Consider the following 14,454-nt stretch of genomic DNA (forward strand, 5'->3'; position numbering starts at 1 on the left):
GACAAGCCGGCCGCGGTGGCCGAGGGACGGGGCGGGGGGAGAGAAAGCGCCGGTTCCGATTCTGAAAGGACCCCCCTCATGAGCGCAGCCGCGACCTCCCGATCGAAGGCGATGGCCGTCCTCCGCGTCTCCAGCGGCAACTTCCTGGAGATGTACGACTTCATGGTCTACGGCTATTACGCCGCCTACATCGCCAAGGTGTTCTTCCCGACCGACAGCGAGTTCGCCTCGCTGATGCTGTCGCTCGGCACCTTCGGGGCGGGGTTCCTGATGCGGCCGCTCGGCGCCCTGGTGCTCGGCGCCTATATCGACCGGCACGGACGGCGCGCCGGCCTGCTGCTGACGCTCGGGATGATGGCGGTCGGCACCCTGACCATCGGCCTGCTGCCGGGCTACGAGACCCTGGGAATTCTGGCGCCGATCCTGGTCCTGCTCGGCCGGCTGCTGCAGGGCTTCTCGGCCGGGGTCGAGCTCGGCGGCGTCTCGGTCTATCTGGCCGAGATCGCGACGCCGGGGAACAAGGGCTTCTACACCGCCTGGCAGTCCGGCAGCCAGCAGGTGGCGGTGATCGTCGCCGCCCTCCTCGGCGTGCTGCTCAGCACTCTGCTGCCGCCGGACTCGGTCGCCCTGTGGGGCTGGCGGGTGCCGCTCCTGGTCGGCTGCCTGATCGTGCCGCTGATCTTCCTGCTGCGCCGCTCGCTGCAGGAGACCGAGGCCTTCCAGGCCCGGGCGCACCGCCGCCCGACCGTGGCGCAGATCCTGCGCTCGCTGGCCGACAACTGGGCGATCGTCCTGCTCGGCATGATGCTGGTGACGATGACCACGGTCAGCTTCTACCTGATCACCGCCTACACCCCGACCTTCGGCAGCCGGGCGCTGCACCTGGCCGGCATCGACAGCCTGACGGTGACGCTCTGCGTCGGCATCACCAACCTGATCTGGCTGCCGCTCTCGGGCGCCCTGTCCGACCGCATCGGCCGCACGCCCATTCTGGTCGCCTGCACCGTGCTGATGCTGGTCACCGCCTATCCGGCGATGCTGTGGCTGGTCGACGCCCCGTCCTTCGGCCGGCTGCTGGAGGTCGAGCTGTGGCTGTCCTTCCTCTACGGCAGCTACAACGGCGCCATGATCCCGTTCCTGACCGAGATGATGCCGGAGGATGTGCGCACCAGCGGCTTCTCGCTGGCCTACAGCCTGGCCACCGCGACCTTCGGCGGCTTCACCCCGGCGGTCTGCACCTGGCTGATCGAAGCCACCGGCAATTCGGCGATGCCGGGGCTGTGGGTGTCCTTCGCCGCGCTGTGCGGCCTGGCCGCGACTCTGCTGGTGGTCCGCGGCCGCCACGGCACGGCCCCGGAGATGCGCCCGGCGGAATGACCGCCCGGGCCGGAAATCCCTTTGTCCAGAAGCACTTCCCTTGATTTCGCGCGGCCGTGCTGGCACCATCCTGGCTGCCGTCAACTCAAGCGAGGCGATGCGGGCACCCGTGTCGACAAAAAGGCGGCGGACAGGGATTCGGGAGACATGACGAAGTCCGAGCTGATCATGCGGCTTGCCGAGCGCAATCCGCACCTCTACCAACGCGACGTCGAGCGCATCGTCACCACCATCTTCGACCGGATCACGGCGGCTCTGGCGGAGGGCCAAAGGGTCGAGCTCCGCGGCTTCGGCGCTTTCTCGGTCAAGCGCCGCGACGCGCGGACCGGGCGCAACCCGCGCACCGGCGTGGCGGTCGACGTGTCGGAGAAGCTGGTGCCGTTCTTCAAGACCGGCAAGCAGCTGCGCGAGCGGCTGAACACCGATGACTGACGGGCCCGGGACTCCGGGTCCGGCCCACCACGAGGGATAGCCCGTGCGGTACATCGCCTGGATCGTCACCATCCCCTTCGCCCTGCTGCTGCTGTCCTTCGCGATCAGCAACCGCGAGGCGGTGACGCTCGGCCTCTGGCCGCTGCCGTTCCGGATCGACGCGCCGGTCTTTCTGGTGGCGCTGCTGCCGCTGCTGTTCGGCGTCGTGATCGGCGGCCTCGTCCTCTGGTTCGGCCGCTTCGCCACCGGCCTGCGCATGCGCCGGCTGGAGACCCGGCTGGCCGCGACCCAGAAGGATCTGGAAGGGCTGAAGGCGCGGCAGCGCCCCGGCGTCCCGGCCACCGCCAACCGCAACGGCGAGCCGGCCCGCCCGGCCCTGCCTGCCGCTGGTCAGCGCTGACATCACCATGCTCGCCATCGATGCCGCCGCCCTCGACCGGGCGATCGACACGCGCGCCCTGATCGAGGCGCTGCGCCAGGCCTTCCGCCGCGAGGTCGAGGCGCCGCTGCGCCACCACCACACCATGCCGACCGCGGCCGGCGACGCCACCCTTCTGATCATGCCGGCCTGGGAGCGGGAGCAGGCGATCGGCATCAAGCTGGTGTCGCTGATGCCGGGCAACCCGGCCAGGGACCTGCCCTTCATCGTCGGCTCCTACCTGCTGCTCGACGGCGCCACCGGCGTGCCGCGGGCGATCATGGACGGGCCGACCCTGACCAACCGCCGCACCGCCGCGGCCTCGGCCCTGGCCGCCGACTACCTGGCCCGGCCGGACGCGTCGCGCATGGTGATGGTCGGCGCCGGCGCGCTGGCGCCGCATTTCATCCGCGCCCATGCCGCGGTGCGGCCGCTGACCGATATCGCGATCTGGGCCCGCCGGCCGGAGCAGGCGGCGGAACTCGCGGCGACGCTGGCGGCCGAGGGCCTGCCGGTCCGTGCCGTCACCGACCTCGAGGCCGCGGTGCGCGACGCCGACCTGGTCTCCTGTGCCACCCAGTCGCGCCAGCCGATCGTGCGCGGCGCCTGGCTGCAGCCGGGCGCCCATCTCGACCTTGCCGGCGCCTATCTGCCGGCGATGCGCGAGAGCGACGACGAGGCGGTGCGCCGGGCCCGGATCTTCGTCGACACCCGCGCCGGGGCCCTGGCCGAGGCCGGCGACCTGCTGCAGCCGATCCAGGCTGGTGTGATCGGCGCGGATGCGATCCTGGCCGACCTGCACGACCTGACCCGCGGCACCGCGCCGGGGCGTGGCTCGCCGGACGAGATCACCCTGTTCAAATCGGTCGGCACCGCGCTCGAGGACCTCGCCGCCGCCCGCCTGGCGGTCGCGACCCTGGAAGGGCAGGGGGCGTAGTCGGCCCTCCTCCTCCCTTGTCATTGCCGGGCTTGACCCGGCAATCCAGAGGGTGTCGACAGTCCCTGGATGCCCGGGTCGAGCCCGGGCATGACAGCGTGGGGCGTGAAGGACTTCGCACATGACCAGCATCGTCGTCGGCGCCGGGGTGATGGGGCTCGCCGCCGCCTGGCACCTGGCCCGGGCCGGAGAGGTGGTCACGCTGCTGGAGCGGGGACCGATCCCGAACCCCTCGGCCGCCTCCTGGGACAGCCACCGGCTGATCCGCGCCCTCTATCCCGGCTCGCCCGGCTACACCCGCATGGCGCTGGACGCCTATGCCGCCTGGGACGAGGTCTGGGCCGCCGCCGGCGTGCGCCACTACGAGAATTGCGGCTCGATCGCCTTCAGCCGGGCCGCGGGCGACTGGGCCGATGGCTGCCGCGCCCCGCTCGACGCGCTCGGCGCCGCCTATGAGCTGCTGCCGCCGGAGGAGCTGGCGCGCCGCTTCCCCTTCCTGATCCCGGACGGCATCCGCTGGGGCCTGTTCATGCCCGAGGGCGGCGTGCTGTTTGCCGACCGCATCGTCGCCACCCTGGTCGAACTGTGCCGCGCCGCCGGCGTGACGCTGCGGCCCGAGGCGCCGGTCCGGGCGGTCGATCCGGAGGCCGGCACCGTCACCCTGGCCTCGACTGAGATTCTGAGCGCCGATTCGGTGGTGGTCACGGCCGGCGCCTGGGTCGGCGGGTTGTTCCCGGACCTGGCCGGGCGGCTCACCCCCTACCGCCAGCTGGTGGTCTATCTCGACCCGCCGGCGGAGCACGCCGCCGCCTGGGCCGCGGCGCCGGGCATCATCGATTGCGGCTTCCCGGACGACCACTGGGCGATCCCGCCGGTCGGAGGCACCCGGCTGAAGATCGGCGTCGGCGCCTGGAAGCGCCTGGCCGACCCCGAGGCCGATCCCGCCGCCGCGGCGGGGGAGGCGGAGGCCTTCCTCGAACGCTACCGCCCAGTGCTGCGCGGCCTTGACGAGTATCGCATTCTCGAAGCCCGCCCCTGCCGCTATATCTTCACCGCGGACAGCCGCTTCGTGCTGGAGCGGCGCGGCCGGGCCTGGCTGGTCAGCCCCTGCTCGGGCCACGGCTTCAAGTTCGGGGCGCTGATCGGCCGGGCGGTGGCCGACGGCGTGCTCGGCCGGCGCGCCGCCGACGAGCTGACATCCTGGGCGGCCGGCCACCTGCCGGCGGAGGGAGTGCGAGCATGACCACGAACCCTGTCTACGTCGCCATCGACGCGCCGACGCTGGACGAGGCGAAACGGCTGACCGGCCTGGTCGTGGGCGCGGTCGGCGGCATCAAGCTCGGCCTCGAATTCTTCATGGCGGCTGGGCCGGAGGGGGTGCGGGCGGCCCGGCCCGCCGGCGTGCCGCTGTTCCTCGACATCAAGCTGCACGACATCCCCAACACCGTGGCCGGCGCCATCCGCTCGGTGGTGCCGCTGTCGCCGGCCTACATCACCCTCCACGCCTCCGGCGGCCGGGCGATGATGCAGGCGGCGGCCGAGGCCGCGGAGAAGGAGGCGGACAAGCTGGGCATCCCCCGGCCGAAGCTGCTCGGCGTCACCGTGCTGACCAGCCTCGACGTCGCCGATCTCGAAGCGGTGGGGCAGGGGATGGAGGTCTCGGCCCAGGTCGAGCGCTTGGCTCGTCTGGCCGAATCGAGCGGCCTCGACGGCGTGATCTGCGCCCCGCAGGAGATCGCGCGGCTGCGCCGGGTGCTGAAGCCGGCCGCGGTGCTGATGGTGCCCGGCATCCGTCCGGCCGGGTCGGAGGCCGGCGACCAGAAGCGGGTGATGACGCCGAAGGAGGCGATGGAGGCCGGCGCCACCCATCTCGTCATCGGCCGGCCGATCACCGCCGCGCCCGACCCCGCCGCCGCGGCCCGCGACATCGCCGGCCAGCTCGGCCTGGCGCTTGATGCGGAGGCTGCGGCGCCCCACACTCCAGTGCCATGAGCATCATCGACGCCAAGATCTGCGGCATCCGCACCCCCGAGGTGCTCGAGGCCGCGGCGAAGCACGGGGCCCGCTGGGTCGGCTTGAACTTCTACCCGCCCAGCCCGCGCTCGGTGGCGCCGGATCTGGGCGCCGAGCTGGCGCGCATGGTGCCGACCGGGCTGCGCAGCGTCGGCCTGTTCGTCGACCCGACCGAGGATGAGCTCGAGGCCGTGCTCGGCCGGGTGCCGCTCGACATGATCCAGCTGCACGGGTCCGAGACGCCGGCGCGGGTGGCCGAGATTCGCGGCCGCTGGGCCATGCCGGTGATGAAGGCGATCAAGATCGCGACCGCCGAGGACCTCGCCGCGATCCCGGCCTATGAGGCGGTGGCCGACCGGCTGCTGTTCGACGCCAAGCCGCCGAAGGGCGTCGCCTCGCTGCCGGGCGGCAACGGCCTGGCCTTCGACTGGTCGATCCTGTCCGGCCGGACCTGGTCGAAGCCCTGGATGCTGGCCGGCGGCCTGACCGAGGCCAATGTCGCCGAGGCCGTCGCCCGCACCGGCGCCACCACGGTCGACGTCTCCTCCAGCATCGAGGAGCGCCCGGGCCACAAGACGCCCCAGCGGGTGCAGCGCTTCCTTGCCGCCGTCCGCGCCCTGGGCGACACCAAGGCCTGACCGCCCGCCCTGCACTCCGTGCGGGTCTGGAATGCGCGCGCGCCGGGCATTCGCCACAAATGTTTGGCGCGCGCCGCGGTCGCCGGTAAGGTCACGGCTCTTCGCCCAGATTTCGCCACGATCCGCGCCGGGAGCCGCCCCGCTTGACCGAGACCGCACCCTTCCAGCCCCGTCCGAACAGCTTCCGCACGGGCCCGGACGAAAACGGCCGCTTCGGCCTCTATGGCGGCCGCTTCGTCGCCGAGACGCTGATGCCGCTGGTCCTGGAGGTCGAGAAGGCTTACGCCGCGGCCCGCAAGGACACGCAGTTCAACAGCGAGCTGCGCTACTACCTGACGCACTATGTCGGCCGGCCCAGCCCGCTCTACTTCGCCGAGCGGATCACCGAGCATCTCGGCGGCGCGCGCGTGTACTTCAAGCGCGAGGAGCTGAACCACACCGGCGCGCACAAGATCAACAACTGCATGGGCCAGATCCTGCTGGCCCGGCGCATGGGCAAGACCCGGATCATCGCCGAGACCGGCGCCGGCCAGCACGGCGTCGCCACCGCCACGGTCTGCGCCCTGTTCGGCCTGCCCTGCACCATCTACATGGGCGAGGTCGACATCGAGCGGCAGAAGCCGAACGTGTTCCGGATGAAGCTGCTGGGCGCCGAGGTGGTGCCCGTCGTCTCCGGCAGCCGGACGCTGAAGGACGCGATGAACGAGGCCCTGCGCGACTGGGTCACCAATGTCGAGGACACCTTCTACATCATCGGCACGGTCGCCGGCCCGCACCCCTATCCGCTGCTGGTGCGCGACTTCCAGTCGGTGATCGGCAACGAGACGCGCGACCAGATCATGCAGGCCGAGGGCCGCATGCCGGACACGCTGGTGGCGGCGGTCGGCGGCGGATCCAACGCCATCGGCCTGTTCCACCCCTTCCTCGACATGCCGGAGATCGCCATCCACGGCGTCGAGGCGGCGGGCCACGGCCTCGACAGTGGCAAGCACGCGGCGTCGCTGACCGGCGGCCGCCCGGGCGTGCTGCACGGCAACCGCACCTACCTGCTGCAGACCGCGGACGGCCAGATCGAGGAGGCGCATTCGATCTCCGCCGGCCTCGACTATCCCGGCATCGGGCCGGAGCATGCCTGGCTGCACGATGTCGGCCGGGTGATCTATTCCTCGATCACCGACAAGGAGGCGCTCGAGGCCTTCCAGCTCTGCGCCAGGCTCGAAGGCATCATCCCGGCGCTCGAATCGGCGCATGCGCTGGCGCATGTGATGCGCATCGCGCCGGACCTGCCCCAGGACAACCTGCTCGTCATGTGCCTCAGCGGCCGTGGCGACAAGGACATCTTCACGGTGGCCGACGCGCTCGGAGTGACGATCTGATGACCCGCATCACCGCGCGCTTCGCCGAGCTGAAGGCACACAACCGGGCGGCCCTGGTCACCTTCGTCACCGCCGGCGACCCGGATGCCGAGACCAGCTTCAAGATCCTCGAAGGCCTGCCCAAGGCCGGCGCCGACCTGATCGAGATCGGCATGCCCTTCACCGACCCGATGGCCGACGGGCCGGCGATCCAGGCGGCCGGCCTGCGGGCGCTCGCCGCCGGCATGACGCTGCCGAAGACGCTCGACCTGGTCCGCCGCTTCCGCGCCGGCGATCAGACCACGCCGGTCGTGCTGATGGGCTACTACAACCCGATCTACTCCTATGGCGTCGAACGCTTCCTGGCCGACGCCAAGGCCGCCGGGGTGGACGGGCTGATCGTGGTCGACCTGCCGCCGGAGGAGGATGCCGAGCTGTGCCTGCCGGCGCTGGCGGCGGGGATCGACTTCATTCGCCTGGCGACGCCGACCACCGACGACGCCCGGCTGCCGGTGGTGCTGCGGAACACCTCGGGCTTCATCTACTACGTCTCGGTCACCGGCATCACCGGCGCGGCCGCGGCGAATGCGGCGGCGGTGCAGCCGGCGGTCGACCGGCTGCGGCGCCACACCGACCTGCCGGTGGCCGTGGGCTTCGGCATCCGCACGCCGGAGGCGGCGGCCGCGATCGCCCGTATCGCCGACGCCGCGGTGGTCGGCTCCGCCATCGTTGAGGAGATCCGCCACTCGCTGCACGCCGACGGCCGCCCGACCGTCGCCACGGTCGAATCGCCCCTGGCCCTGGTCCGCCGCCTGGCCGAAGGCGTCCGCGGGGCGCGGTGAGCGCGGGCCTATGGCTCGAACAGCTTGCGCAGCGTCGTCAGGGTCTGGGCGAGGGTGGGAGCCGATACAGCGCCGAGCCGTTTCACCAGCCGCTGCTTGTCCAGCGTCCTGATCTGATCGAGGAGCACCAGGCCGGTCTTGCCCTGGAAGCTGACCGGCACGCGGAAGCCGGCCGGCCGGCTTCCGGTCGTCATCGGCGCCGCGATCACCGTCCGCAGATGGTCATGCAGCTCCGGCGGTGAAATGATCAGGCAGGGCCGCGTCTTCTGGATCTCGCTGCCGATGGTGGGGTCGAGCGCGATCAGCCAGACCTCGCCGCGCTTCACCATTCCAGCCGGTCGTCGTCGGCATTGCCGAATTCGGGCCAGACAAGTGCGTCGTCGCCGGCCTCGGCGATTCGCTTGGCATCCTCCGCCCAGCCGGCCCGCGGGGTCTCGCGGCTCGGCACGATGATCAGGCGGCCTTCTTCGACCAGCAGTTCCACATCATCGCCGGCCTTGGCCCCGATCTCCGTCAGCAGGGGCTTGGGAATGATCACCCCCGAAGAGTTTCCCATTTTCCGGACAGTGCTGCGCATCGCTGTGATCGTCCCTGGCCGCCTTGCTCCACGATAGATCAGGACGTGTTCTGTTGCAACGCGGTTGTAACGAAAGCGCCTATGCCGACGGCGTCTGCGTCGCTCCCTCATCTTGACGCGCCCGGCCGAAAGGCGGAAAACCGCGGCATGAACTGGCTGACCAACTACATCCGCCCGAAGATCCGGGCCCTCGTCTCCTCGTCCCGGCCGGAGACGCCGGACAACCTGTGGACGAAGTGCGGGAACTGCGAGGCGATGCTGTTCCATCGCGATCTGGAGGCGAATCTCTACGTCTGCCAGCATTGCGGCCATCATATGCGGCTGGCCCCGGCCAAGCGTCTCGCCATGCTGTTCGACGACGGCAAGTACGAGACCATCGAGCTGCCGAAGCCGGTGGTCGATCCGCTCAGGTTCCGCGACACCAAACGCTACACCGACCGGCTGAAGGACTTTCAGGCCAAAACCGGCCGTCACGATGCTCTGGTCGTCGCCCATGGCAAGATGGGCGGCCGCGACACCGTGGTCGCCGTTTTTGACTTCGATTTCCTTGCTGGGACAATGGGCACCGCGGTGGGCGAGGGGCTGGTCGCCGCCGCCAAGCTGGCGGTGATGCAGCACGCGCCGTTGGTCGTGGTGCCGGCCTCGGGCGGCGCCCGCATGCAGGAAGGCATCCTGTCGCTGATGCAGATGCCGCGCTCGGTCATCGCGGTCGAGCAGGTCAAGGACGCCGGCCTGCCCTACATCGTGGTGCTGACCGACCCGACCACGGGCGGCGTCACCGCCTCCTTCGCCATGCTCGGCGACGTGCACATCGCCGAGCGCGGCGCGCAGATCGGCTTCGCCGGCGCCCGGGTGATCGAGGAGACCATCCGCGAGACCCTGCCGGAGGGCTTCCAGCGCGCCGAATACCTGCTCGACCACGGCATGGTCGATGTGGTGGTGGTGCGCAAGGAGCTGCGCGAGACGCTGATCCGCACCCTCGGCCATCTGGCCGGCGGCACCCAGACACCGGCGGACGACATCGTGGTCGACCCGGCCGACATCGCCGCGGCGGCCGTGATCGAGGGCGAGCCCGCCTATCGTGCCTGACGCCGGCGTGGGTGCAGTCGAGGCCGCGCTCGACCGGCTGACCCATCTGCATCCGAAGCGGATCGACCTGTCGCTCGGCCGCACCGAGCGCCTCCTGGCCGCGCTGGGCGATCCGCATCTGCGCCTGCCGCCGGTGGTGCATGTCGGCGGCACCAACGGCAAGGGGTCGACCACCGCCTTCCTGCGCGCCTTCCTGGAGCAGGCGGGCTACCGCGTCCATGTCTACACCTCGCCGCATCTGGTGCGGTTCCACGAGCGCATCCGCCTGGCCGGATCGCTGATCGACAGCGCGGCCCTGGTCGATCTGCTGGAGCGGGTCGAGACCGCCAATGCCGGCCAGCCGGTGACCTTCTTCGAGGCGACGACCGCTGCCGCCTTCCTGGCCTTCGCCGAGGTCCCGGCCGACGCCGTGCTGCTCGAGGTCGGCCTCGGCGGCCGCTACGACAGCACCAATGTGGTGCCGCGCCCGGCCGCCACCGCGGTCACCCGCATCTCCATGGACCACATGCAGTTCCTCGGCGACACGATCGAGGCGATCGCGGCGGAGAAGGCGGCCATCGCCAAGCCCGGCGTGCCGATGGTGGTGGCGCCGCAGCAGAGCCGTGCGGCCGTGTCTGTCCTGACCCGCGACATCGAATCGGCCGGGGCGCCGCTGCATCTCGCCGGCCGCGACTGGTCGGTGACCCCCGCCGCAGACGGCTTCGTCCTGCGCACGCCTCAGGGCGAGCGGAATTATCCCCGCCCGGCGCTGCCTGGCGACCACCAGTTTGCCAACGCCGCCACCGCGATCCGGCTGCGCGACCTTCTCACCGGCTTCGACATCCCGGAGGAGGCGGTGCGAAGCGGCCTGGCCTCGGTCGAATGGCCGGCGCGGCTGCAGCGGCTGAGCCGCGGCCCGCTGCCGGCCCTGCTGCCGCCGGGCTGGGAGCTGTGGCTCGACGGCGGCCACAACGACAGCGCCGGCGAGGTGCTGGGGCATTGGCTCGGCGGGCTCGACCCGCGGCCGCTGCACCTGGTCTGCGGCATGCTGGAGAGCAAGCAGCCGCAGGAGTTCCTGCGGCCGTTGGCCCCCTTCGTCCGCCCCATCCGCACCGTGCGGATCCCGGGCGAGGACGCCAGCCTGCCGGCCGAGGCCGTGGCCGACCACGCCCGCGCCGTCGGCCTGACCGACGTGGCCGCGGCCGACGGCTTCGAAGCCGCGGTGGCCGCCGCGGCCCGGCCCGGCGACCCGCCCGGCCGGGTGCTGATCTGCGGCTCGCTCTACCTCGCGGGCCGGGTGCTCGCCGGCAACGGCTGAGCGTTGCCTCTTGCCGCCGCCGCGCCTATTGTCGCCGCCCGAATGAGAACGGACAGCCCATGGCCGATCGACCCATCCCTGCCGACATCGCGGGCCTGAGCTTCGAGGACGCCCTCGCCGAGCTGGAGACCATCGTGCGCCAGCTCGAGGCGGGGCAGGGCAAGCTCGACGACAACATATCGGCCTATGAACGTGGCGCCTTGCTTCGTGCCCATTGCGAGGCGAAGCTGCGCGAGGCGCAGGCGCGGGTCGAGATGATCTCGCGCGCCGCCGACGGCACCGTCACCGCCAAACCCGCGACTTTCGATTGAGGCCGTGTCTTGTCGATTGATCTGAGCAAAGCCATGGCCGAGGCGGGCGTGCAGCTCGAGCGCGTCCTGGACCGCCTGCTGCCCAAGCCCCAGGCGGGCGAACCGCCGCTGGCCGAGGCCATCCGCTACGCCTCGCTGGGCGGCGGCAAGCGGCTGCGCCCGTTCCTGGTGGTGTCGTCCGCGCGGCTGTTCGGCGTCGCCGAGAGCTGCGCGCTCCGCGTCGGCGCGGCGGTCGAGATGATCCATTGCTACTCGCTGGTCCATGACGACCTGCCGGCGATGGACAATGACGACCTGCGCCGCGGCAAGCCGACCACGCACAAGGCCTATGACGAGGCCACCGCGATCCTGGCCGGCGACGCGCTGCTGACCCAGGCCTTCGAGGTGCTGGCCGACAGCGAGACCCATGCCGACCCGAAGGTCCGCATCGCCCTCGTCGCCGCCCTCGCCCGGGCGGCCGGCGCCTCCGGCATGGTCGGCGGCCAGGCGCTCGACATGCAGGCCGAGCAGACGCCGCTGACCGAGATCGGCGCCATCACCCGGCTGCAGCGGCTGAAGACCGGCGCCTTGTTCGAGTTCTCCTGCGAGGCCGGGGCGATCCTCGGCAAGGTCGAGGATTCGCGGCGCGGCGCGCTGCAGGCCTATGCCCATGATATGGGCCTGGCCTTCCAGATCGCCGACGACCTGCTCGACGTCCGCGGCCGGGCCGAGGAGATCGGCAAGACCCCGGGCAAGGACCAGGCGGCGGGCAAGGCGACCTTCGTCTCGATCCTCGGCCTCGAGCGGGCGGAGTCGCAGGCGCGCATGCTGGTCGACCAGGCCTGCCGCCATCTCGACGTGTTCGGCGACCGGGCCGAGGCGCTGCGCGCCGTCGCCCATTTCGTGGTCGAGCGCAAGGCCTGAGGCAGAACCGGGTCCCGCTCCGCTGCGTTGACGATTCCCCCGAATTTCGGATAACTGCTCCGGGGTTCGAGGGGGGACGGTCATGCCGTATCTCGGCATTCTCATCTATGCCTGCCAGCTCGGCTGCCTGGTGCATGCGGTGCGCAGCGGGCGGGCCAATTACTGGTTCTACATCCTGCTGTTCGCGCCGGGGCTGGGCATCGCCGCCTATATCCTGGTCGAGCTGCTGCCGGAATGGCTGAACCTGCGGCCGGTGCGCGACGTCCGCAAGCAGCTGGTCGCGTCGGTCGATCCGGAGCGGCGGCTGCGCGCCCTGCGCCAGGTGCATGAGGACCAGCCGAGCACGGCCAACAAGGTGCCGCTGGCGGAGGAGCTGCTGCATCTCGGCCGCCCGGCGGAAGCCCTGCCGCTGCTGGAGGAAGCGATGGTCGGGCTGCATGCCGACGATCCCACCTTCGGCCGGCTGCGGGCCGAGGCCCTTCTGATGCTCGGCCGGCCGCAGGACGCGGTCGACGTGCTGGACGAGGTGGCCGAGACCAACCCCGAGGCCACGGATTCCAAGCGCCGCCTGGTGCATGCCCGCGCCCTCTGCATGATGGGCCGCACCGACGACGGCATCGTGCTGCTGCGCCAGCTGCTGCCGATCTTCGCCGGCGAGGAGGTCCGCGCCTGGCTGGCCCGGGCCGAGGCCGAGCGCGGCGACCATGCCGCGGCCGAGACCCTGTGGCGCGAGATCCTGACCCGCGCCGGCAAGTCGACCCGCAGCTACCGCGCCATCAACAAGAGCTGGATCGACGAGGCCAAGGAAGGACTCGGGCAGGTCGCCTGACGCCGGCCTCTCAGCCAGAGCCCCACGCCCTTGCATGCCCGGCCCGTGGCCTTTCTGCTTCTGTCCGACAAATTCCTCGGGCAGACAGGGACGAACGGAATGGGGGAAACGCGGGAATGGCGGCGATCGGCGCCCAGAAGCTGGACGGGGCGGAGGGCGGGCATGGCTCCGGCATCCTGCTATTCTTCCTCGGCATGTCGCTGTTCACCTTCAACGACGCGCTGGGCAAGTGGCTGGTCGCCGACTACACCGTCGGCCAGGTGCTGCTGATCCGCAGCATCGGCGCCTTCATCCTGCTGCTGCCCTGGGTGATCCGCGGCTTCCGCGGCCTGCTGACGCCCGACCAGCCCTGGATGAACCTGCTGCGGGTCAGCCTGATGGCGGCCGAGGTCGCGATCTTCTACCTCGCCGTGCGCGGCCTGCCGCTGGCCGACGTCATGACCTTCTACATGGCCGCGCCGCTGATCGTGACCGCGCTGTCGGTGCCGCTGCTCGGCGAAAAGGTCGGGCCGCGGCGCTGGGCGGCGGTGCTGATCGGCTTCGTCGGCGTGCTGATCGTGCTGCGCCCGACCGGGGCGGCGCTGTCCTCCTCGGCCCTGATCGCGCTGGCCGGCGCCACCCTGTTCAGCCTGATCCTGATCGTCACCCGCCGCGTCCGCCACACCGGCGGGCTCGGCCTGATCACCTACCAGATCCTCGGCACCGGCCTGGCCGGCGCCGCCACCGTGCCCTTCGCCTGGGTGCCGCCGACCGGCTTCGACTGGGCGCTGCTGCTCGGCCTCGGCGTGGTGGCGATGGGCGCGCATCTATGCATGAACAAGGCGCTGTCGCTGGCTCCGGCCGCGGTGGTGGCGCCCTACCAGTACTCCACCATCGTCATCGCCGCGGCGCTCGGCTGGGCGATCTGGGGCGACGTGCCGACATCGCAGATCATCATCGGCAACCTGGTGATCATCGCCTCCGGCCTGTTCATCTACTACCGCGAGCGGCAGTTGAAGGGGGAGTAGGAGCTTACAAGTTCCCCGGATTCCCCGGCTTGAGCTCCCCCACCGCGACCAGCGCCCCGTCATCGGCGAACAGCTGGACCTTGCTACCGTCCAGCTGGACCCGGTCGCATTCCTTGGTCTCGCCCAGGTCGAAGCACATGTGGTCGTTCTCGATCGACCACTGCCCGGCATAGGGGCCGTCGTCGCCCAGCCCGTGGATGGTGCCGTCGGCGGCGTAGAACTCGGTGTATTCGACGTCGCCGGCCGTCCCCTCGACCGTGTTGCCGACGATCTGGGCCTGGATCTGCGCGCCGGTCAGCGCATCGGCGGCCAATGCGGCGGCGGCCAGGGCGGGGGACAGCAGCAGCGGCAGGACGATCGCCAGGGGTCGAATCATGGGCAGGCTCCGTGAAGGACGCGCGATCATAGTCGCGTCGCCGCGGCAGGGGG

The 14,454-nt window shown here is 71.1% G+C and carries 18 protein-coding genes; 15 read left to right on the forward strand and 3 right to left on the reverse strand.

The window, feature by feature from the left end; genetic code table 11:
• The first annotated feature begins 78 nt into the window (after positions 1 to 78).
• The 9 genes from ACTOWL_RS02875 to trpA all read left to right on the forward strand — a co-directional run bounded on the left by ACTOWL_RS02875 (position 79) and on the right by trpA (position 8,012).
• Entirely contained in the window at positions 79 to 1,377 is a 1,299-nt protein-coding gene (locus tag ACTOWL_RS02875; protein WP_441319679.1) for an MFS transporter, read from the forward strand.
• Between the two features lie 147 nt (positions 1,378 to 1,524).
• Complete coding sequence (locus tag ACTOWL_RS02880) at positions 1,525 to 1,809, forward strand: integration host factor subunit beta (RefSeq protein WP_342235324.1); 285 nt, start codon at positions 1,525 to 1,527, stop codon at positions 1,807 to 1,809.
• Positions 1,810 to 1,852: 43 nt separating this feature from the next.
• A complete protein-coding gene (locus ACTOWL_RS02885; protein ID WP_441319680.1) occupies positions 1,853 to 2,209 on the forward strand; it encodes a lipopolysaccharide assembly protein LapA domain-containing protein in 357 nt (118 codons plus the stop codon).
• A 7-nt stretch (positions 2,210 to 2,216) separates the two neighbouring features.
• Positions 2,217 to 3,164: an ornithine cyclodeaminase family protein gene (locus ACTOWL_RS02890; RefSeq protein ID WP_441319681.1), complete on the forward strand. Its 948-nt coding sequence runs from the start codon at positions 2,217 to 2,219 to the stop codon at positions 3,162 to 3,164.
• 121 nt (positions 3,165 to 3,285) lie between these two features.
• The gene (locus ACTOWL_RS02895) at positions 3,286 to 4,407 is read left to right on the forward strand and encodes an NAD(P)/FAD-dependent oxidoreductase (protein ID WP_441319682.1); all 1,122 of its coding nucleotides are present in this window, start codon (positions 3,286 to 3,288) and stop codon (positions 4,405 to 4,407) included.
• Positions 4,404 to 5,156 carry an orotidine-5'-phosphate decarboxylase gene (pyrF, locus tag ACTOWL_RS02900; RefSeq protein WP_441319683.1) on the forward strand — a complete coding sequence of 251 codons (753 nt, stop codon included), beginning with the start codon at positions 4,404 to 4,406 and terminating at the stop codon, positions 5,154 to 5,156. Before ACTOWL_RS02895 ends, pyrF begins: the two co-directional genes overlap by 4 nt.
• The gene (locus tag ACTOWL_RS02905) at positions 5,153 to 5,815 is read left to right on the forward strand and encodes a phosphoribosylanthranilate isomerase (protein WP_441319684.1); all 663 of its coding nucleotides are present in this window, start codon (positions 5,153 to 5,155) and stop codon (positions 5,813 to 5,815) included. Before pyrF ends, ACTOWL_RS02905 begins: the two co-directional genes overlap by 4 nt.
• A 143-nt stretch (positions 5,816 to 5,958) precedes the next feature.
• Positions 5,959 to 7,191 carry a tryptophan synthase subunit beta gene (trpB, locus tag ACTOWL_RS02910; RefSeq protein ID WP_441319685.1) on the forward strand — a complete coding sequence of 411 codons (1,233 nt, stop codon included), beginning with the start codon at positions 5,959 to 5,961 and terminating at the stop codon, positions 7,189 to 7,191.
• Positions 7,191 to 8,012 carry a tryptophan synthase subunit alpha gene (gene trpA / locus ACTOWL_RS02915; protein ID WP_441319686.1) on the forward strand — a complete coding sequence of 274 codons (822 nt, stop codon included), beginning with the start codon at positions 7,191 to 7,193 and terminating at the stop codon, positions 8,010 to 8,012. The genes trpB and trpA overlap by 1 nt, the downstream gene beginning before the upstream one ends.
• Before the next feature lie 8 nt (positions 8,013 to 8,020).
• Here trpA and ACTOWL_RS02920 read toward each other — a convergent pair whose 3' ends face one another.
• Both ACTOWL_RS02920 and ACTOWL_RS02925 read right to left on the reverse strand, forming a co-directional pair.
• Entirely contained in the window at positions 8,021 to 8,341 is a 321-nt protein-coding gene (locus ACTOWL_RS02920; RefSeq protein ID WP_441319687.1) for a type II toxin-antitoxin system PemK/MazF family toxin, read from the reverse strand.
• Positions 8,335 to 8,589, reverse strand: a complete 255-nt coding sequence (locus ACTOWL_RS02925; protein WP_441319688.1) for an AbrB/MazE/SpoVT family DNA-binding domain-containing protein — start codon at positions 8,587 to 8,589, stop codon at positions 8,335 to 8,337. The genes ACTOWL_RS02920 and ACTOWL_RS02925 overlap by 7 nt, the downstream gene beginning before the upstream one ends.
• Before the next feature lie 147 nt (positions 8,590 to 8,736).
• On the opposite strand from ACTOWL_RS02925, the gene accD reads away from it, so the two are divergent.
• The 6 genes from accD (at position 8,737) to ACTOWL_RS02955 (ending at position 14,025) form a co-directional block, all read left to right on the forward strand.
• Complete coding sequence (accD, locus tag ACTOWL_RS02930) at positions 8,737 to 9,678, forward strand: acetyl-CoA carboxylase, carboxyltransferase subunit beta (RefSeq protein WP_441319689.1); 942 nt, start codon at positions 8,737 to 8,739, stop codon at positions 9,676 to 9,678.
• Positions 9,671 to 10,975, forward strand: coding sequence for a bifunctional folylpolyglutamate synthase/dihydrofolate synthase (locus ACTOWL_RS02935; RefSeq protein WP_441319690.1), 1,305 nt, complete (start codon positions 9,671 to 9,673; stop codon positions 10,973 to 10,975). The genes accD and ACTOWL_RS02935 overlap by 8 nt, the downstream gene beginning before the upstream one ends.
• A gap of 59 nt (positions 10,976 to 11,034) precedes the next feature.
• The gene (locus ACTOWL_RS02940) at positions 11,035 to 11,286 is read left to right on the forward strand and encodes an exodeoxyribonuclease VII small subunit (RefSeq protein ID WP_342235338.1); all 252 of its coding nucleotides are present in this window, start codon (positions 11,035 to 11,037) and stop codon (positions 11,284 to 11,286) included.
• A 33-nt stretch (positions 11,287 to 11,319) separates the two neighbouring features.
• On the forward strand, positions 11,320 to 12,189 hold the full coding sequence (locus ACTOWL_RS02945; protein WP_441319691.1) for a polyprenyl synthetase family protein: 870 nt from the start codon (positions 11,320 to 11,322) through the stop codon (positions 12,187 to 12,189).
• 82 nt (positions 12,190 to 12,271) lie between these two features.
• On the forward strand, positions 12,272 to 13,018 hold the full coding sequence (locus ACTOWL_RS02950; RefSeq protein WP_441319692.1) for a tetratricopeptide repeat protein: 747 nt from the start codon (positions 12,272 to 12,274) through the stop codon (positions 13,016 to 13,018).
• Positions 13,019 to 13,134: 116 nt separating this feature from the next.
• Positions 13,135 to 14,025 carry a DMT family transporter gene (locus ACTOWL_RS02955; RefSeq protein WP_441319693.1) on the forward strand — a complete coding sequence of 297 codons (891 nt, stop codon included), beginning with the start codon at positions 13,135 to 13,137 and terminating at the stop codon, positions 14,023 to 14,025.
• A 4-nt stretch (positions 14,026 to 14,029) separates the two neighbouring features.
• Here ACTOWL_RS02955 and ACTOWL_RS02960 read toward each other — a convergent pair whose 3' ends face one another.
• Positions 14,030 to 14,401, reverse strand: coding sequence for a hypothetical protein (locus tag ACTOWL_RS02960; protein ID WP_441319694.1), 372 nt, complete (start codon positions 14,399 to 14,401; stop codon positions 14,030 to 14,032).
• Positions 14,402 to 14,454 lie beyond the last annotated feature (53 nt).

The sequence above is a fragment of the Inquilinus sp. CA228 genome, from assembly GCF_052078665.1.
Classification (GTDB): domain Bacteria; phylum Pseudomonadota; class Alphaproteobacteria; order DSM-16000; family Inquilinaceae; genus Inquilinus.